Source organism: Streptomyces sp. NPDC005898, assembly GCF_040629635.1.
In the GTDB taxonomy this organism is placed as follows: domain Bacteria; phylum Actinomycetota; class Actinomycetes; order Streptomycetales; family Streptomycetaceae; genus Streptomyces.
Genome location: NZ_JBEXWC010000003.1, coordinates 429,091 through 448,405 on the forward strand (window position 1 = coordinate 429,091; position 19,315 = coordinate 448,405).

At 68.9% G+C, this 19,315-nt stretch carries 14 protein-coding genes and 2 pseudogenes; 10 read left to right on the forward strand and 6 right to left on the reverse strand.

The window, feature by feature from the left end; translation table 11 throughout:
- The first annotated feature begins 33 nt into the window (after positions 1–33).
- Positions 34–1,311 (forward strand): GAF domain-containing protein, encoded by a 1,278-nt coding sequence (locus tag ABZ385_RS07270; RefSeq protein ID WP_358910245.1) that lies wholly within the window; start codon positions 34–36, stop codon positions 1,309–1,311.
- Between the two features lie 272 nt (positions 1,312–1,583).
- Positions 1,584–3,107 carry an aldehyde dehydrogenase family protein gene (locus ABZ385_RS07275; protein WP_358583358.1) on the forward strand — a complete coding sequence of 508 codons (1,524 nt, stop codon included), beginning with the start codon at positions 1,584–1,586 and terminating at the stop codon, positions 3,105–3,107.
- 161 nt (positions 3,108–3,268) lie between these two features.
- On the opposite strand, the gene ABZ385_RS07280 is transcribed toward ABZ385_RS07275, so the two are convergent.
- Positions 3,269–3,724: a hypothetical protein gene (locus tag ABZ385_RS07280; RefSeq protein WP_358583356.1), complete on the reverse strand. Its 456-nt coding sequence runs from the start codon at positions 3,722–3,724 to the stop codon at positions 3,269–3,271.
- 487 nt (positions 3,725–4,211) lie between these two features.
- Between ABZ385_RS07280 and ABZ385_RS07285 the strand changes: the two genes are divergently transcribed.
- Entirely contained in the window at positions 4,212–4,529 is a 318-nt protein-coding gene (locus tag ABZ385_RS07285; RefSeq protein WP_358583354.1) for a cupin domain-containing protein, read from the forward strand.
- Between the two features lie 556 nt (positions 4,530–5,085).
- On the opposite strand, the gene ABZ385_RS07290 is transcribed toward ABZ385_RS07285, so the two are convergent.
- On the reverse strand, positions 5,086–5,319 hold the full coding sequence (locus tag ABZ385_RS07290; RefSeq protein WP_358583394.1) for a beta/gamma crystallin domain-containing protein: 234 nt from the start codon (positions 5,317–5,319) through the stop codon (positions 5,086–5,088).
- Between the two features lie 496 nt (positions 5,320–5,815).
- Between ABZ385_RS07290 and ABZ385_RS07295 the strand changes: the two genes are divergently transcribed.
- Entirely contained in the window at positions 5,816–6,397 is a 582-nt protein-coding gene (locus ABZ385_RS07295; RefSeq protein ID WP_358910246.1) for a sigma-70 family RNA polymerase sigma factor, read from the forward strand.
- A gap of 122 nt (positions 6,398–6,519) precedes the next feature.
- On the opposite strand, the gene ABZ385_RS07300 is transcribed toward ABZ385_RS07295, so the two are convergent.
- A complete protein-coding gene (locus ABZ385_RS07300; RefSeq protein WP_358910247.1) occupies positions 6,520–9,618 on the reverse strand; it encodes a BTAD domain-containing putative transcriptional regulator in 3,099 nt (1,032 codons plus the stop codon).
- A 387-nt stretch (positions 9,619–10,005) separates the two neighbouring features.
- On the opposite strand from ABZ385_RS07300, the gene ABZ385_RS07305 reads away from it, so the two are divergent.
- The 4 genes from ABZ385_RS07305 (at position 10,006) to ABZ385_RS07320 (ending at position 14,424) form a co-directional block, all read left to right on the forward strand.
- Positions 10,006–11,187, forward strand: coding sequence for a serine hydrolase domain-containing protein (locus tag ABZ385_RS07305; protein ID WP_358583348.1), 1,182 nt, complete (start codon positions 10,006–10,008; stop codon positions 11,185–11,187).
- A gap of 407 nt (positions 11,188–11,594) precedes the next feature.
- Positions 11,595–12,434, forward strand: coding sequence for an alpha/beta hydrolase (locus tag ABZ385_RS07310; RefSeq protein WP_358910249.1), 840 nt, complete (start codon positions 11,595–11,597; stop codon positions 12,432–12,434).
- A 107-nt stretch (positions 12,435–12,541) separates the two neighbouring features.
- Positions 12,542–13,375: an alpha/beta hydrolase gene (locus tag ABZ385_RS07315; protein WP_358696351.1), complete on the forward strand. Its 834-nt coding sequence runs from the start codon at positions 12,542–12,544 to the stop codon at positions 13,373–13,375.
- Between the two features lie 206 nt (positions 13,376–13,581).
- Positions 13,582–14,424, forward strand: a complete 843-nt coding sequence (locus tag ABZ385_RS07320; RefSeq protein WP_358583343.1) for a MerR family transcriptional regulator — start codon at positions 13,582–13,584, stop codon at positions 14,422–14,424.
- Positions 14,425–14,760: 336 nt separating this feature from the next.
- Here ABZ385_RS07320 and ABZ385_RS07325 read toward each other — a convergent pair.
- A pseudogene (locus ABZ385_RS07325) lies at positions 14,761–14,982 on the reverse strand (alpha/beta hydrolase); the annotation flags it as partial.
- 516 nt (positions 14,983–15,498) lie between these two features.
- Here ABZ385_RS07325 and ABZ385_RS07330 point away from each other — a divergent pair.
- A complete protein-coding gene (locus ABZ385_RS07330) occupies positions 15,499–16,383 on the forward strand; it encodes a hypothetical protein (RefSeq protein ID WP_358910251.1) in 885 nt (294 codons plus the stop codon).
- A 213-nt stretch (positions 16,384–16,596) separates the two neighbouring features.
- A complete protein-coding gene (locus ABZ385_RS07335) occupies positions 16,597–17,001 on the forward strand; it encodes a hypothetical protein (protein ID WP_358910253.1) in 405 nt (134 codons plus the stop codon).
- 5 nt (positions 17,002–17,006) lie between these two features.
- Here the strand turns inward: ABZ385_RS07335 and ABZ385_RS07340 are convergent.
- Positions 17,007–17,597, reverse strand: a pseudogene (locus ABZ385_RS07340) (transposase); the annotation flags it as partial.
- A 67-nt stretch (positions 17,598–17,664) separates the two neighbouring features.
- Positions 17,665–19,167 carry a cellulase family glycosylhydrolase gene (locus tag ABZ385_RS07345; protein ID WP_358910298.1) on the reverse strand — a complete coding sequence of 501 codons (1,503 nt, stop codon included), beginning with the start codon at positions 19,165–19,167 and terminating at the stop codon, positions 17,665–17,667.
- Positions 19,168–19,315 lie beyond the last annotated feature (148 nt).

Below are 19,315 nucleotides of genomic sequence, written 5' to 3' on the forward strand. Positions count from 1 at the left end.
TCACCGAGTCCCGGCAGGGAGCGGGAGGCCGAGTTGACCGATCCATGGGTGGCCCTGGAGCCGGGTGCCGATCCCGCCGAGCGCGAGCGGGTGGTACGGCAGGCACATGAGACGTTCACCGCGGCGGGCACGGTCGTCCGGCCGGTGCGATCGGTGGTGGCCGAATCGTGGCGCAGGTCGGCCAGGGCGCGGGTCAGCCCGGAGGGGAGCGGCGCGGCGGTGGAGCTGACCGACGGCGACCTCGGCGCCTATCGTGCGGAGCATCCGCTGGCGAGGGTGATGCCGTTGTTCCGTGAGCTGATGGGTACCTTCGCGATGGACGGGGAGCACCTTCTGGCCGTATGCGACGGGCAGGGCAGGTTGCTGTGGGTCGAGGGCCACGCGGTGGCGCGGCGGCGTGCGGACCGGATGAATTTCGTACCAGGGGCGCGATGGGCCGAGTCCGCCGTGGGGACCAACGCGCCGGGAACGGCGGTCGCCCTGGACCGGCCCGTGCAGGTCTTCGCCACCGAGCACTTCATGCGGCGGGTGCAGCCCTGGACGTGCGCGGCGGCTCCGGTGCACGATCCGCGGACCGGGCGGTTGCTCGGGGCGGTCGACATCACCGGTGGGAACGGCCTGGCGCATCCGCACAGTCTCGCCTTCGTGCAGGCGGTCGCGAGGGCCGCCGAGTCCCAACTGGCGTTGCTGGCTCCTTCCGCGAGAGCCCGGGGTGGCGTCGAGCTCTCGGTGCTGGGCCGGGACGAGGCGCTGCTAGTGGCGGGTGGGCGCAAGGTGCGGCTCAGTCGCAGGCACAGCGAGATCGTGGTGCTGCTCGCCCGTCATCCGGAGGGGCTGAGCGGGGACGAGTTGCTGCACGCGCTGTACGAGGACGAGTCGGTTCCGCAGGTGACATTGCGCGCCGAGATGGCTCGGTTGCGGCGGGCGCTCGGGGCGGAGCTGTTGCGGTCGCGGCCGTACCGTCTGGCGGAGCCCGTGCAGTGTGACGTCGACACGGTCGAGCGTCGCCTGGCGGTGGGTGCGGTGGCGGCGGCCGCCGCCGCGTATGCCGGGCCGTTGCTGCCGCAGTCGCGGGCGCCCGCTCTGGTCCGGCTGCGGCGCCGACTCGCCGACCAGCTGCGGGCGGCGCTGGTCGGCCACAACGACCCCGACCTGCTGGCGGACTGGGTGCACACACCCTGGGGCGAGGAGGATCTGGTGGCGTGGCGGGCGCTGGCCGCACTGCGTCCGACGCCCGGCACTCTGGCCCGCCTGCGCGAGCTCGATGCGGAGCTGGCCGTGACCGGGCGGAGCGCCGTGCAGTCGTACTGATCCCTCACCGAGGGGGGTGTGTTCGGGGCCGGGGGTGGCCAGGCACCGCCCACGGGCCCTGGGATGGCCGGGGACCGCTCACCGGCCCCGAGGGGGGAAGGCATCAGCCGCGGCCGCCCCCGGGAAGGAGCGACCCTCGCCCTCAGCAGCCCAGAAGGAGGACCCGAAGGAAAGCGCGAAGGGGAACGCAACGTGGATGCAACGTCCGTGGTTCTAGCCTCCGGGCGAGAGCTGCCCAACGGCGGGCAGTCTTCCCCGGGAGGCCAGCCAAGATGACCCGTTACGCAGCGCCCGGCACCGAGGGCGCCATCGTCTCCTACGAGTCGCGCTACGACCACTTCATCGGCGGCGAGTACGTGGCTCCCGCCCGTGGCCAGTACTTCGAGAACCCCAGCCCGGTCAACGGGCGGCCCTTCACCGAGATCGCCCGGGGCACCGCCGAGGACGTCGAGCGCGCCCTCGACGCGGCGCACGCGGCGGCGCCCGCGTGGGGGCGGGCGTCCGTCACCGAGCGCGCGGACGTGCTGCGGAAGATCGCCGACCGGATGGAGGCCAATCTCGAACAACTCGCGGTCGCCGAGAGCTGGGAGAACGGCAAGCCGATCCGCGAGACACTGGCGGCCGACATCCCGCTCGCCATCGATCACTTCCGCTACTTCGCGGGGGTCATCCGCGCGCAGGAGGGGTCGCTCAGCGAAGTGGACGCGGACACCATCGCGTACCACTTCCATGAGCCGCTCGGCGTCGTCGCGCAGATCATCCCGTGGAACTTCCCGATCCTCATGGCGACCTGGAAGCTCGCGCCGGCGCTCGCGGCCGGCAACGCGGTCGTCCTCAAGCCCGCCGAGCAGACCCCGGCCTCCATCCACTACTGGATGAGCCTGGTCCGCGACCTGCTGCCGCCGGGTGTCGTGAACATCGTCAACGGATTCGGCGTCGAGGCGGGCAAGCCGTTGGCGTCCAGTCCGCGTGTCTCCAAGGTCGCCTTCACCGGGGAGACCACGACGGGGCGGTTGATCATGCAGTACGCCTCCGAGAACATCAAGCCGGTGACGTTGGAGCTGGGCGGGAAGTCACCGAACATCTTCTTCGACGACGTGTGGTCCGCGGACGACGACTTCCGGGACAAGGCGCTTGAGGGCTTCACGATGTTCGCCCTCAACCAGGGCGAGGTCTGCACGTGTCCGTCGCGGGCGCTGGTGCAGCGCGGGCACTACAGCGAGTTCCTCGAAGCGGCGATCGCCCGCACCGAGCAGATCAAGGCCGGGCATCCGCTGGACACCGACACCATGATCGGCGCGCAGGCCTCCAACGACCAACTGGAGAAGATCCTCTCCTACCTGGACATCGGCCAGCAGGAGGGCGCCAAGGTCCTGACGGGCGGGCAGCGCATCGAGTACGACGGCGATCTGGCGGGCGGTTACTACGTCCAACCGACGATCTTCGAAGGCGACAACCGGATGCGGATCTTCCAGGAGGAAATCTTCGGCCCGGTCGTCTCGGTCGCGTCGTTCAACGACTTCGACGACGCCATCAAGATCGCGAACGACACGCTCTACGGGCTCGGTGCCGGTGTGTGGACGCGGGACATCAACAAGGCGTACCGGGCGGGCCGGGCCATCCAGGCGGGCCGCGTCTGGACGAACTGCTACCACGCCTATCCGGCGCACGCGGCCTTCGGCGGCTACAAGCAGTCGGGCATCGGGCGGGAGACGCACAAGATGATGTTGGAGCACTACCAGCAGACGAAGAATCTCCTGGTGTCCTACTCGGCGAAGAAGCTCGGCTTCTTCTAGGGGCTCGAGAGAAGGCACCTGACCTGGGGTTTTGCCGGTCAGGCGCCTTCCGCTCGACCCATTCATAGCGGGGATCGATGTGCGCCACAACTCCCAATTCCTCCCGCCGTCATCCCGTCCCTGACCAGCTCTTCCGGTCTATTTCCGGTCCACATCCCGGCTTACCCCTCGAGCGTCGCGCCCTCGCTGACGCGGCCCCACTCCTGCATGGACTGCTCAATCAGCCGGTTGGCCTGCTCCCTCACGCCATCCAGGAACGTGGCGTAATGCCGGAAGAGGACCTCGATGCTCTGGCCCGCGCGGCGAGCGCATTCGGCCGGGTCCACCCCGGAGTACAACCAGAACGAGATCCCGGCGTGCCGGATATCGTAGGGCCGCTTGGCCAGACCGGAGGCGACTTCCGTGCGGGTCAGGACATGCTTCCGTGCCCGCGCCCACGTAATGCCATCTGCGGAAGCGTCCACGTAGGTGCGGGCCTGGTTCCGAAACACCCGACCGTCCGGCGCCACGCCGAACCGTTTGATGTGCGCACGTAGGACGCGCACGAACTTCGGAGGGATAGGCACCGGCCGGGTCGCGGTAGCCGCGCGACGCTTGAGCGAGTGCACCTCGTGCACCGCGCCGTCGTGCGCTCCTTGCCCGCGGTGATGATGCCGCCCGACAGGTTGAGCATCCCCCACCCGGTCTCGGGTAGATGGCACTGTTCGAGGCGGAGGTGAATGACCTCCCCCGGCCGCACGACCGCGTAGTACATACAGCCGAAGAACGCCTCCAGATGGAGTCCGCGCCCGCGCTGCCGAGCAACCGCCGCACCCCACTTTCTCCGATGTGGCAGGGCGTACGTCAGCGCAGCGCGACGGTTCTCGGACCAGAAAGAACAAGGTGGGCCTGAACCGTCACGCTGTCGCGGGCGTTCACAGGGGAGAAAGGCAATTCCGCCTGTCGATCGGGGAGTTCATCATGTTGGATCGTCGCTCTCTTCTGCGGACCAGTGGCGTGGCGGCAGCCGGCGCGCTCGGTGCCGTCGCTTCTGCCTCGACCGCTGAGGCAGCTTCCACGCCATTCCGTGGTCATCACTCGTCCGTTCACGCCCCGACCGACGGCGTGACGCGCACCTTGCTCCAGGAGAACCCCTCGCCCGCCAAGGGCTGGAAGACCGTGCAGACCCTCGTCGAGATACCGCGGCGCAGGGAATCGGGCCGCCACAGCCACCCGGGAGTGGAAGTCGGATACATCGTCCGCGGCGATGTATCCATGGAGTTCGACGACGGGACCACCCTGCGGCTTCGCACGGGTGACCCCTTCTTCATCCCCTCTGACACCATCCACAATGCCCGCAACATTGGGAAGGTGACGACCATGATGCTGTCCACCTACGTCGTCGACGAGACGAAGCCGCTGGTCACTACGTACACCCATTGAGTCTTTCCGACTGCGTAGTCATCGGCCAGGAGGGCAAGGACTGTGTGGAGGGTGCGGCTGATGCGTCGGCCGGTGCCGGGGGTCGGCCGAGTTAGCGGTCACCGGGCGTATGCCTCGCTCGCGATCTTGTCGAGCGGGGCGAGCCTCTCGGAGCCCCCGGTGGGTCCTGATCCGCTGTCGCGACAGGCGGACGCCCTCTAGCCGCGTCGGGACCTGCTCGGGACCTGCTCGGGACCTGCCCTTTTGTAGCGACCCATGAGAAGCGTATGCAGCGGGCAGGGCTCCCGTGCCGTTGGGTGAGGTGTTCGAAGTCTCAACCTGCCGGCTCGAGAGCCCTGGTGGGTCCTGTCCTGCCGCACTTGCCCTGCCGTATGAGCCGGTCGACCGGGTCACGATGCTTGTCGGCGTGAGGGCGACCGCCGCTGCGGACTACCGCCGCACAAGCGCGCCCTTTTCGCCCTCGCGCGGATCGTGGCCCGGCCGGGCACACCCGTGGGCACGGCCTACGGACATGCCACCGGCGTCGTGCGACGGGCGCGCCGATCGCGGAAGGGTGCTACCAGATCCTGATCTTCGTGATCTTGTGGAGGGGCTCGCCGGTGATCTTCCCGTAACTCCACTTCTCCACGGTTCCGCTGGTCGCCGGCGCGCCCAGCCTCGGCACGTACTCCAACGTGACCTTGTTGTTGCCGGTCCAGATCTGGTCGACGCCGTAGATCGCCACGCTTACCGCCCCCGCGTTGGCGAAGCAGAGGGAGCCGCCTGCGTTGTGAAGCGTCAGGTAACCCATTTCAGAGCAACCGACGCGGTTGATGGCGGACGCCGACGAAGCAGGCAGAACCACGGCTACGGCTCCGGCTGCCGCTACTACTGCGAGGCGTGTGATGAAGCGCTTCACTGGTGAGTTGTTCCTTCCATGGTGGTGCGGTGCCGCCGAGGGAGACAGCGCACGGCGGCAACGCAGGGACGCATGCACGTCCCATCAACGCAACGGGAGAAAGGGCACTCCCGTTCACCACTCGAGTGCCTTGCTTCGGACGGCGGTCGCGATAAGGAAGTGCAGTTGAGGCATGCCGAGCTCGCCGATCACAGCCGCCGAGATGTACGAGCGGTCCGAGAACGGGTCACCTCCCTCGTTCCGGCAGTCGGGACAGTACTTCGGCCCCTACGGAACGGCAAGAAAGCGACAAGGTCCCGCGAAGGGCTTCCGGCGAGTGTGTGAGCCGTTCGTCCGCGCATGCGGCTGAGCACGCCACGGAACACTTGGACAGGATCGAGCACCACGCATGAACGGAATCACGGAAACGCGGACCACTGCCTCCGCTCCGACCTGGTCGCGTAATCGGAACCTCACCTCCGACGCTGACTGTGACGCCTTCATCAGAGACATCTACGACCAGTACGGCCTGCTGCTCGTCCGGTATGCCGCGCGACTGCTGGACGGCGATTGGCACAAGGGGGAGGACGTCTTCCAGGAGACTGCGGCCCGAGCCTGGAAACACGCCCGTTTCCTGGGCAGCCGCGGCGACAGCCTCAGACCGTGGTTGTTCACCGTGACCAGGAATCTCGCGATCGACCATCACCGGGCGCGTCAGGTGCGGCCGTTGGAGCACATGTCCGTCGAGGAGTTGGACGTCTCCAGCGACAACACGGCATCCACGATCGATTCCCATGTGGTGGCGCAGGCCCTGGGGGAGCTGAACGAGCAGCAGCGAACCGTCATCCGCCTCATGTACTACCTGGAATGCAGCGTTGCCCAAGCGGCCGAGCACCTCGGCATACCGGCGGGCACCGTCAAGAGCCGCGCCTTCTACGCCATACGGGCGTTGCGCAGAGCGCTGGAGAAGCAGGGGATCCTAGGGGTGTGACCATGGCGCGGCCCCGGTCGCACGGTCGTCAACGGGTCCTGTGATCCAGGCTGGGAGGCCTGACAGGTCTCAAGTACACGCGCGCGCGAGGGAAACCAGTACGACGGGTGCCGACGGGAGCATCATGCAGGACCCTTGCTCCTCGGAACAGGAAGCTTGTGCTTCCCGACCGCCCTCTCGGGCACGGTGGGCGCGGGGTCCTCATTCATGTCGAGGGCGGCGAGCCGGTCACGGACCTGCTGAGCGCTGTGTGTCATCGCCCGCGCTTCAGCGTCTTGGAGGGCGTTGACCCAGTCCGCCCGTGCCCCTTCCCGGTCGCCCATGGCCAGCCGGGTGTCGCCGAGCCGCATCAGGGTGCCGAGGGCGTTCCTGTGGTCTCCCAGTTCACCGAACGCCCTCGACGCCCGCTGGTAAGTGGTCACCGATTCCTCGTAGCGGCCGAGCAGGCGAAGGTTGTGGCCCAGGATGTCCCACCCCTGGGCGAGCTGCCAGGGCGCGTCGAGGCGGTGGAACAAGGCGATGCCTTCCTCGCTGTACACGAGGCTCTTCTCGAGGTTCCCGAGGTTGGAATGGAACCAGGCGAGCTCGAGGAGGCACTCGGCCAACCACAACTCTTCGCCTGTCATCCGGGAGAGTTCCAGTCCCCGCTCGGAGGCCGCCACGGCTTCCCCCGTCCGCCCGAACAGGAACAGCGCACAGGCCGTGACGTAGTGGGCTCGTGCCTGTTCACCGATGTCGTCGAGCTCTGCGAAGATCGCTGTCGCGTGTTGCAGCTGCTGCAGGGCCTGCTCCTGATGGCCGAGGTAGCCGTGGATCCCGCCCAGGTGCCGTAGGCAGCGGCCCTCTTCGAGGAGGTCGTTCCGACGCCGGGCCACTTCGAGGGCGGGGGTCAGCGCGGCGATGGCTTCTGGCCAGAACTCCTGACGGTTGAGGTATTCCTTGAGCGACCAGGCGAGCCCCGTGATGTGAGGGTCGAGCTGCTGGCTGACGGCGGTGTGGAGCAGGCCCGTCAGCACGTGGTGTTCGGCGGTGAGCCATCGGGTCGCCTGCTCGACGGTGGTGAGTTCCTCCGGAGTGACGCCCGAGCGGGGTGTGCCGAGTTCGAGGTCGTGCGATGTGTCCTGTTTGAGGAACCGGTTTGCCTCGCAGGCGGTGAACATGTAGTGGTCCAGGATCCGGAGAGTGGCGTGATGACGACCCTGGCCGGTCTCGTGGGCGTGAGCGAGCTCGGTGGCGTAGCCGCGGAGGAGGTCGTGCAGGCTGTAGCGACCGGGCAGCGGTTGTTCCACGAGGCAGGAGCTGAGCAGTTCGCCGAGTGCGCGGCGGGTCCGGGCGAGGGAAAGGCCGGCGAGGCTGGCCGCGGCGGGGGCGGTGATGTGGGGGCCGGGATGCAGGGCCAGCAGGCGGAAGAGCCGGGCGGCCTGCTCATCGAGTGACTGGTAGGACCAGGAAAAGACGGTGCGCACGTCTGTGGTGGTGTCGGAGCCGGTGAATGCCTCGAGTCCGCCGTGGGTGTGTCGCAGGTCGTCGACCACGGCGTGGAGGGGGAGCCCGGGGTCGAGTTCGGCGCGGGCCGCGACCACGGCCATGGCCAGGGGAAGCCGTCCGCACAGCTGGATGATGTCGGCTGCGGCGGCGGGCTCGGCGGCGAGTCGTTCGGGTCCCAGACGTCGTTCGAGGGCCTCGTGCGCCTCGGTCGGTGTGGGCAGCGCGAGCCGGAGGGGCTTGGCGCCGTCGGTGGTGACGAGGCCGAGAAGCTGGTTACGGCTGGTGATCAGGGTGAGGCAGCCCGCTCCCGCGGGAAGGAGTGGGCGCACCTGCTGCTCCTCGCGGGCGTTGTCCAGGACGAGGAGGACCCGCCGGTCGGCGAGGAGACTGCGGAAGAGTGTGCTCCGGCCGGCGGTGTCTTCGGGGATGCGCGGGGCGGGGACGCCCAGGGCGGTGAGGAAGCCGTGCAGGGCGCTACCGGGTTCGACGGCGGGTGCGTGCGGGTGGAATCCGCACAGGTCGACGAAGAGTTGCCCGTCGGGGAACGAGGAGGCGATGCGGTGCGCGTGGTGCATCGTGAAGGTGGTCTTGCCGACACCGGGAGCGCCGCTGATGACCACGGCGGGGGCAGTGGTGGGTCCGGGGTGGCCCGTCGCACCGATGGCTGTGGACAGCCACGCGCCTTCGGTCGCCCGTCCCGCGAACGCCGGCAGGTCGCGCGGCAGTTGCGCCGGGCGTGCCAATGACGGAGGAAGGGACGCTGCTCTCCCGCCGTCCGCGACCGGGGCGCCACGTGTGTCGGACTCGGCTTCCGTGTCGTCGGGTCGGTCGACGGCCGGGCCGGTCGACGAGGTCGCCTCGCCCCCGTCCGGTGCCCCGGACGTGGTGGTGCCTCTCGGACGGCGGTCGTGCTGGATCACCGTGTCATTCGTCAGGTCGGCCGGGTGCAGAGGCGGGAGGTCGTGGTGGAGGATGCCCTGGTGCAGAGCGCGTAGGGCCGGACCTGGTTCGAGGCCGAGCTCGTCGGCCAGATGCCGGCGCACGTCGGTGTAGCGCTGCAGGGCTTCGGGGTGCCGGCCGGCGAGGTACAGCGCTCGCAGCAGCAGGGCCCAGCCGGTTTCGCCCAGCGGGTGCTGCGCGGTTATCTCCTCTGCCGCGTTGAGGGCTTCGGTGATCCGGCCTTGCAGGAGCAGGCCAGTGGTGTGGATCTCGCGAGTGGTCTGCCGCAGCTCCTCCAGACGTGCTGTCTCCTGGACGGCGAACAGGTGGTGCGCTGCGTCGGCGAACGCCGTGCCGCGCCACATGCCCAGGGCCTTCTGGGCCTCCTCCACGACACGATCGGGTCGGCCTTGGTCCAAGTACCGGTGTGCTTGGGCGGCGGACCGCTCGAAGCGTACGGTGTCACGGTTCTCGGGCGGCACACGCAGGGCATAGCCCAAGGGTTCGGTGACCAACACCTCGAACGCCCCCTGGCGGCGCAGACGCTGGGGTTCCAGCGTCGCGCGTACCTTGCTGATGTGGGCGTGCAGGGAACCCATGGCCGCGCTCGGTGCACGCCCCGGCTGCTGCGGCCACAGTTCCTCGAACAGAGTCTGCGGAGAGACCGCCCGGCCGTCGGCGAGCAGCAGACGAATCAGCAGGAGTCGCTGCCTGCGCCGACCCGGATCGAGCACCGCCCCCGCCCGCCGCACCTCCAGCGGACCCAGCAGTCCGAAGTCGAGACCTTGAACCACAGCTGTCACCGTACCCAACAGAATCTCCACCGGCGGCGTCACCCCTGGGACGCACACCTGACCAGGATCCGGCACACGGACAACGTATCGCGCGGTGACGAAAACCGGCCTCGGCTCCACCGGGCACCACAGGAAGGGTGTGGCGGCGGCTCAGGGCACAGGAGCGATGAGGACCCCGTTGTCCGCTTCCCGCATATCGGACAGGACAATAGCAGGACGTCATCCGGCGGCAGGGCTCGTCAACCAGCACCTCCGCGGAGAAGGCGAGCGCATCGGCGCGTCGGCGGACGGCTCCGTCACCGGCCCCCTCGGGCGCGGCACATGAACAGACGCCATGCGTCATGACCTGCGGCGACGCGTGAACCGCTGCGACGTACAACCCGTTGAGTGAGCGAACGGTTGTCGTCCAGAGCGGAGAAGAACATGATCGTCGAGGGAACGAGCACCGACCGGTTCGAACCGGTACGAGCGGCGCTGACAGCACATCTCGAAGCCGGCGAGGAGTTGGGGGCATCGATCGCCGTCGATGTGGACGGGGTCATGGAAGTCGATCTGTGGGGTGGCCACGCGGACGAAGCGCGGACCGTTCCGTGGCAACGGGACACGTTGGTGAGCATGTGGTCGACCACGAAGACCCTCACCAGTCTCGCGGCCCTCATCCTCGTCGACCGGGGCGCACTGGATCTGCGCCGCCCGGTCGCGCACTACTGGCCCGAGTTCGCCGCCCGGGGAAAGGAGCACATCGAGGTGCGGCACGTCCTGGCCCACACCTCGGGACTTTCCGGCTGGGAGCAGCCCTTCTCCGTGGAGGACCTGTACGACTGGCCCACGGCGAGTGCCCGGCTGGCGGCGCAGGCACCCTGGTGGGAACCGGGCTCCGCTTCGGGTTACCACGTGCAGACCCAAGGACAGTTGGTGGGGGAACTCGTCCGGCGGGTCAGTGGCCGTACTCTGAGGGAATTCGTCGACACCGAGATCGCCGAGCCGGCGCGAGCCGATGTCCAGCTCGGTGCGCGCGAAGCCGACTGGCCGCGCATCGCCGATCTGGTGGCGCCCTCGCAGCTCTCCGGTATACCCACCGGCCTCGATCCCGACGGGATCTTCACCAAGACGCTGTTCGGAAGCCCCGCGCGTGACGAGCACGTCGACACCCCGCGGTGGCGCTCCGCCGAACTCGGAGCCGTCAACGGTCACGGCAACGCACGAGGCATGGCCCGAGCGCTCTCCGTCATCTCACGGCGCGGCCGGGTCAACGGCCTACGGCTTCTCTCCGCGGAGACGGTGGACAAGGTGTTCGACGTCCAGGCCGATGGAGTCGACCTGTTCCTGGGCGTCCCCGTCCGCTGGGGCATGGGCTACGCGCTCGCCGATCCGAGGACGATGCCGCACATGCCCACCGGAAGGATCTGCTTCTGGGTCGGTCGGGGCGGTTCGATCGTCGTGATGGACCTCGACCGGCGCGTCACGTTCTCGTACGTGATGAACCGGGTGGGCGACGGCATCCTCGGCTCGGAGCGCACGTACAGCTACCTCAGGCGTGTCTACGAAGTCTTGGAGTCCGCCGGTTGAGGTGTACCCGTGCCCGCGGCCGGAGCGCGGCAGCCGGTGCGACGCGGCAATCGCCTCGCAGCGTGAGCTCCGCGGCATCCCTTCGGCCATGGAATCGATCACGGCGGGAAGCCGCTGATCGCCGTGGCCCGCACAGCCATTCCACTGCCCGGGAACGAGCAGCTCATTTCCGAGTGAACCGGCCCGGCCGTCCCGTCGTAATACGAGTCGTCATACGAGACGAAGGACGCCCCACTCCCGGTGACCGGACGAGAGCAATGCCCCGGTCCGGGCCGGACACATGGTGCGGACGTACGTCAACTCAGTCACACGCCAGGCGGCTCGGGGCCTTGCTCCTCGAACATGTCGGCCTGTTTCGCCTGGCCCGCCCGTCGAGGGCCATCAACCGACCAAGAGGGATTTCACGCATGCGCATCACCCGCCACGTCCGCCCGAGCCGCAGAACCGCACTGCTCGGTGTCACCGCGGCCGTAGGTCTGTCCGTCGCCGCCGTCACCCTGCCCGGCACCGCGGGCGCGACGCCCCACCACGCGGAACGTCCGACGATCGTGTTGGAGCACGGAGCGTTCGCCGACGCCGCGAGCTGGGACGGTGTCGTCGCCCGGCTGCAGCGCGCCGGCTATCCGGTGGTGTCGGCCGCCAACCCGCTGCGCGGTCCGGCGAGCGATGCCGCCTACCTGCGCAGCGTCCTCGAACACGTCGACGGGCCCGTGGTCCTGGTCGGCCACTCCTACGGCGGCACCGTCATCAGCCAGGCCGCCGCGGGCATGGAGGACAAGGTGAAGGCTCTGGTCTACATCGCGGCGTTCCTCCCCGACACGGGCGAGAGTTCGATCGGGCTGACGAACAAGTTCCCCGGGAGCACCCTCGGCCAGGCCGTCGAGTCCGTCAACTACTCCCTGCCCGGCGGCGGTCAAGGCGCGGACGTGTACATCAAGCCCGAGAAGTTCCGCAGCCAGTTCGCCGCGGACGTGCCGGCGGCCAAGGCCAGGCTCATGGCAACCGGACAGCGGCCGATCGCCGTCGCCGCACTGGAGGAGAGGTCCACCGAGGCCGCCTGGAAGACGATCCCCTCCTGGTCGCTGGTCACCACGGGAGACCGCAACATCCCCGTGGCCACCCAGCGCTACATGTCGGCCCGTGCCAAGGCCCGCACGACGACCGTCGACGCGTCACACGCGGTATCCGTGTCCCGCCCCGACGCCGTCACCCGCATCGTCGAGCAAGCAGCCCGCACGGTCCGATGACCGACGGGCCCGCCCTGTCGCCCGTCACACCTCACCGCACCCGCACAGCCGTGCCCGACCGTGCACTTCACCCTCAGACGTATTCACACCGGAAGGCAGCAACCACCATGGCGTTCATCACCGTCGACCAGGAAAACTCCACCAGCATCGAGCTGTACTACGAGGACCACGGCGCGGGGCAGCCGGTCGTGCTGATCCACGGCTACCCGCTCGACGGCCACTCCTGGGAGAAGCAGTCCGCCGCACTCCTGTCGGCCGGCTATCGCGTGATCACGTACGACCGGCGCGGTTTCGGCCGCTCCAGCCAGCCCACCACCGGCTACGACTACGACACCTTCGCCGCCGACCTGAACGTGGTCCTGGAGACCCTCGGCGTCAACGACGCCGTTCTGGTGGGCTTCTCCATGGGCACCGGTGAAGTCGGCCGTTACCTGGGCACCTACGGCTCCGACCGGATCGCCAAGGCCGCCTTCCTCGCCTCGCTGGAGCCCTTCCTCCTCAAGACCGACGACAACCCCGGCGGCGTCGACGGCACCATCTTCAAGGACATCGAAGGTGCCGTCACCGCCGACCGCTACGCCTACTTCACGGATTTCTACGAGAACTTCTACAACCTCGACGAGAACCTCGGCACGCGCATCAGCGAGGAAGCCGTCCGCAACAGCTGGAACGTGGCCGCCGGTGCCTCCTCGTACGCCTCCCTGGCCTGCGTGGCCACCTGGTCCACCGACTTCCGTGCCGACGTGTCCAAGATCGACGTTCCGGCACTGATCCTGCACGGCACCGCCGACCGCATCCTGCCCATCGAGGCCACCGGGGAGCGCTTCCACCAGGCACTCCCGCAGGCCGACTACGTCGTCATCGACGGCGCACCGCACGGCCTGCTGTGGACCCATGCTCGGGAAGTCACCGACGCCCTGCTCGCGTTCCTCGCCAAGTGACCAGCGGCCGACGCCTCACCTGACGCGAGACGGCAAGCGGCCGGTCACGCCCCGGGCGGGAAGCTGAGCCGTACCCCCGCTGCTGCACGGCAGGACCGTTCGCCGTGGGGCCTCGACGTAGCGCGGGCTGACAGGCCCGTGCCGCTTCCACGTGGCACGGGCTCGGGACTGGACCTTGCGGTCGCTGCAAGGCCGAGGATGGCAGCATGTTGTCGATCAGTGAGTTCAGTGAGATGTGTGACCTGCCGCCGCAGACACTTCGGTACTACCACGCCGAAGGCCTGCTCGTTCCGGCCGATGTCGACGAGTGGACCGGCTACCGCTCCTACACGTTCGGGCAGGTCGAACGGGCCATGCTGGTCGCCGTACTGCGCGGCACCGGTATGAGCGTGACGCTCGTCCGACGCGCTCTCGACCAACCTGACGAGGCACTGATCCTCCTGCGGCAGCACGTGACGGAGGTACGTCGGCAGCGCCGAATCCAAGACGAGGCCATCAGGGACGCACGCGAGTTGCTCGCGTCGCCTCCCGAAGCGGTCCTGCGCCACGTGGACGAGATGACCGTGGCGTCGAAGCTGGTGCCGCGCCCGCCCGCCGGGCGCAACCGGTACGACTGGAATGCGGCCGACGCCGCGGTCGCTGCCGCTGTTCAGCACGTGGTGAGGACCGTGGAGTCGTACGGAGGCGTGGTAGCCGGGACGCCGTGGCGGGCCCTGGCCACCGAGACGCCGGAGCAGAAGAGCCGAGTCAACGCCGGCGAGGGACCGCATTGGCTGGTCAAAGTCCCCGTCACGGCGGATGAAGAGACGTTGGCGTCTCTGCCTGCCGACATCGAGGTGGAGACGTTCGGGTCGCGTGACGAGCTGTCGATCTTCATGCCGGGCAGGAGCTCGATGGCCAAGCACGCCACTGCCCTGTCGCGTCTCCTCGCGCACCCCTTTGACGGCGCTTACGCCGACACCTCCCGTATGCGCTGTCTGCTGCACCCCAACGGGGTCGAAACTGCCGTGGCCTTGTGTGAGTTCCGTGAGCCGAGCGCCGTCGAGTGACCTCAGAACCGCCGTCGCCGGTCCATGCGTGTCGGTCCGCGACTACGAAGCCCACTCACACCGCTCTGGGGGCACCCATGTGGCAGCGGCGTTGATCTGCGAAAACGTGGGCGTGCCCTTGACCTTCCGGGCGAACCCTCAATCAGTGAAGAGGAACAATGACTGCCAAAACGCGCCGCACGATGAGCATCGCAGCCCCGTTCGTTGTGGCCCTGGCGGCCCTGACCGCGCCGGCGCATGCTGGTGCGCCCGCACGACGGTGGAGTCGACCAAGACGTCCCAGTCGATCTCACCCGCCGCGTCCGCCGTAGCCTGGGCCTGCTGGAGCAGACGCTTGTCTGACAGGAACGTCGTGCGGGCGAAGACTGCCGCCATGTCGGGGTCAGTGGCACAGAAACCGTTGGTCAGCTCCTTACCCATTTCCGGCCGCTCCGGATTCCCCGTGATCACGGGAGCCATCGCCGAGGACCAGCCCAGATAGTTCGAATCCAGCGACCCCCACAGTTCCTCGATGTCGTCCGCGGTGAAGCCGCCGCGGTAACCGTCGTCATCGATGTAGCAGGTGGGGCCCCATTGCCGTTGGGACACGGCTGATGGACTGCGTGCTGACCAGCTTGGCGGTGCCGTTCTCCAGGTCGCCGGCGAGAAGGGGGACGTCGACGAGATCCGGACCATTCCCGGACCAGCCCCCGCGTGAAGGGCTTACAAAGCACCGTTTTCCCTGGTCAGTCGGGGTACGGGTGCTGTACCACCAGCAGACGAAGAATCTCCTCGTCTCGTATTCACCGAAGAAGCTCGGCTTCTTCTAGAGGCGTACAGAGAGGCGCCTGACCTGGTCCTTTGACAGTCAGGCGCCTTTCGTTCGGCTGGTTCGGAGCGGGACCCGGTTCGGGACTACCACGAGACGGCCGACCGGCTGCTGGGGTTGACGTCCGTCAGTTGGCCACTGCGGCGCGTTGGTTCATTCGGCCCGCAAAGAATCCGGTGAAGCACCGTGGTGTGCGCCCCGGCGGCCCTACCGTGTACGGGACGCGGCGCTTCTCGTGCCGGGGCGGTGCTGAAGGGGGCTGGGTCATGTCCGAGGAAGAGTCCCCGCGGCGGTCCGCGCGGCCGCGCCGTCGCGCGATGGCGGTGGCGGTGGCGGTCGTCGTCGGCCTGGTGGTCGGCGCCCTGGGCGGCCTGGCCGCCCACTTGTGGTGGCCCGGCAAGGACGGCGGGTCCCAGGCGTCCGCCGCCGCACCGGCCGGCTCCCGGGCCGAGACCGTCGGCTCCGCGATGTTGGCCCAGCGGCGGGTCGGTGTCGACGTCCAAGCACGCGAGCTCGGTGCGTCCGACTCGTTCCACGGCCAGGCGCGCCTCGACCTGGTCGACGCCGACACCGCGAAGGCGGCGACCCATGTCGCCTACGACGGGGGCGAGGGCCACCCCTGGTATCCGCCGGAGGTGGTGCTGATCGGCGACCGCGCCACCATTACTCCCCACGAGGCGATGGCCGGGCCCGGGACCGGCCCGGGCGGCGAATACCGCACCGAGCCCGACGCGACCGCGGCGGCTGAGGACGACGCCGACCTCCACGCCGCCCTGGAGACCCGGTGGCTGGCCCAGCCCGCCCACATCGAGGCGCTCCTCGACGGCGCCACCGGTGTGCGCACCGAGCAGGACGGCGGCACCCGCACGCTCACCGGCAGCACCCCGCTGCGCGCCCTGGCCGCCGACCCGGCCATCGGCGCCCTCTACCGCCCTTACGCGGCCGCCCGCTCCGGCGACACCGTCCGCTTCACGTTGGTCGTCACCGCGCGCGACCTGCCCAAGAACCTGGAGACCCGGGTGCCTTCGGCGGCCGACACAGCGACCGGTTACGAGTCCTTCCAGGTGGAGTACCGCGACTGGGCCAAAGGCGAGCCGATCACCGCCCGCCCTGGCCCCTCCCCCGCGCCCCAGTGGACCGCCACGGACTGAGGCGGGGCGACTCTTGCGGCTGAGCCTCGGAAGCAGGACGCCAGCTCGGCCGTGCAGCAGTTTCCCGCACCGTCACGTGTGTCATGGGCGTGCCGGTAGCACGTCCCTACGACGCGGCGGAGCCAATGGGCCGTCTGGGACGCGGCCCTGCGGAGACGCGTGAAGCCCATGGAACAATCCCCTGCAGCCACGGGCTCAGGGGGAGGACATCATATGGAACGGGTAGAGGATGCACGGGAGCTCGTGTTTGGTTACGTCGACGCTCTGAGCGCGGTTGACGAAGCCATGCGGGCGGCGATCCCTTCGCTTGAGCGTCTCGCAGATGTCCTCGACTTGGTCCGTTCGCGCCGGATCATCAGCCGGTTCGGGCAGGCCGGCACCTACTCCTACACAGTTCATGGGGCAGGGTGCCGCTTCGTCAGCGACGACGGCACCGAGGTCGATGTCGACTTCGCGCCCGACGGGAGCGAAATCTTCGACCTCTGGCGGCTGCGCCGGTACGGGCTGAGCCTGCCCGAGCCTCTTGACGTCACGGATCAGATCCTGCGGACCGCGGTGCTGTCCCTGGAACCGCTTCTGAACGAGGTGCGACCGGGGTGGTTCAGCGTCGCCAGTTGAGTGCTTCAGGATGAGCTTCGCAGGCGGCGCAGGCATATAAGGCTCCAGGCCAGTTCGAGCAGGCCCTGGTGGAGATCGGCGCGGCGTTCGTAGCGGGTACGGAGCCGTTTGAACTGGTGCAGCCAGGCGAAGGCCCGCTCGACCACCCAGCGCACCTTGCCAGTCCGGAGCCGTGAACGACGCCGCGCCGGGCGATCATCGGCTTGATGCCCCGCTTCACAGCAGGCGGCGGCCGGTCGACGGTCAGGTGGTGCTTCGAGCCAGAGCGGGCCCGATCGACAGGTGAGGGTCCGACGTGGTCCCCCCTTTGAGCGCCCGGACGTGCGATCCGTCCACGGAGCAGTCGTCCAGGTTTAGCAGGCCGGCGCGACGAAGCTCGGTCAACAAGGCGGCATGCAGACGAGTCAGACGCCGGCCTCGGATAGTCCCGCAGCCGACGCCAAGCCGTCACCCCGGAACAGCCCACCGCCTCTGCGGGGACGGCACGCCACGCGACACCGGTCCGCAGCACGTACATGACGCCGACGAGCGCCACTCGATCGGGAACACGTAGCCGCCCCGGGTGGCGATGGCGTCGTTCGGGGCGGAGGCGGTGGCCGGTGACCCTGGCGAGGGCAGTGACGACACGCGAAGTCGGACTGGGGAACTGGGGCGGCCCGGGTCTCAGTCCGGGAGGCCGGAGGCCGGGCTTACTGTCACCTTCACCTCTGTTGCCTCGGATGCCCGTACGCGTACCTGTCGGGCCTGGCCCGGTGGCACGCTTCGGGTGCTGGGGTGGGCCGTGCGGCCCGACACCTTGATGTGCCAGCCGGTGGTGCTCGGTGGCAGCGACAGCACGGTGGTGCCGGGGCGGCGTGTCGAGCGGTAGGCGAGGCGGTATGTCGCGCGGGCCGGGTCGTGGGCCTCGGTGCGCACGGTGCCTGCGACTGCCGGGGCGTACGGCGTGGCGGTGCGTTCCTTGTTCGTACGGAAGCGGCCCTGGGGGTCGAGGGCGCAGTAGCCGCCGCCGTAGCACCAGACGTAGGCCGCCCAGCCCGAGGAGTAGCGGGTGAAGGAGGCGAGGGCGTCGTCGTGGAAGCGGCGCATGTTCGGCAGGCCGCTGTTCAGCGGGCCCCACTCACCGACCACGACGGGGATCGAGTGCTTGCGCGGGTAGGTGGTGACGGCGTTTTCGTACGCCGTGATCCAGCCGGCCGCCGGGTCGTAGTCGGCGCCCGCCTCCATGGCGGTGTTGTAGAAGTGCGGGGCGTAGACGAGGCCTTCGTCGGGGACGCTTCCCAGGCCGGTGGGTACGCCTTCGCCGACGATCGGGGTCGGCTCGATGAACAAGTGGTTCAGGCGGTCGCGGGTGCGGATGGCGGTGGCGAGGCGGCGGTACATCGGGGTGAGCTGCGTCGCCTCGATGCGGCGTGCGGCACTGGCCAGGTCCTCACCCGCACGCAGCTCACCCATCGGCTCGTTGAGCAGGTCGTAGCCGAAGACCGCGGGGTGTCCGCCGAAGCGGTCCGCCAGCAGGCGCCACATGCGGGCCTGCGCGCGTTGCAGGTCGGCGTCCTGATAGAGGTGGGTGAAAGCGCGCTGGACGGCGGGTTCGAAGTACTCGGCGAACCAGTCCTCGGGGTGCGCGGTGAACGGCAGCCCGTCGGTCCGCGTCGCCCACGCGGGGATCCCGCGATGGCCGAACTCGGGCCCGAACACGTCCTGGTGGGCGTCGATGACGACGTGCACCCCGTGCTTGTGCGCCCAGTTCAGAATGCGTCGGATCTTGCGCAGGTAGGGCTCGCTGTAGTGCCCGCGCCGCGGCTCCAGGTCGTCCCAGAAGACCAGCAGGCGGGCGAAGTTGAAGCCGTTGGCCCGCAAGTCGGCGAAGTGCCGCTCGGTGATCGCGCTGAGGGCGTCCGGGCCGTGGTGGATCTTGTCCTCTACGTTCCAGCCGCGCAGGGTGAGTGTGCGGCCGCGGGCGTCGGTGAGGCGGGGTATACCGGTGGTGATAGGGGCGGCTGCGGACCCGCCACCGGAAGTGGCCCTCCTGACGGCGCCGGCAACGGTGGCGGTGCGCCCACTCTCCGCTCCCCCCGAAGCGGCCGGCGGCAAACCCGCACCGAGCAGGGCGGCGGCGATCAGGCCGATCAGCGCGAGCAGCGCCATCCGGGCCATCGGAGCCATCCGAGCCATCAGGCCGAGGTGCCGCCGCGTGAAACGCTTGCCCATGCCAGACCTCCGCCACTCGGGGACACGCGGTCACGTACGTGTATCCACTCCGCTCGCACCGCACCTATCAGGAACCGCTCGCACACACCAGCGAACCGACGAC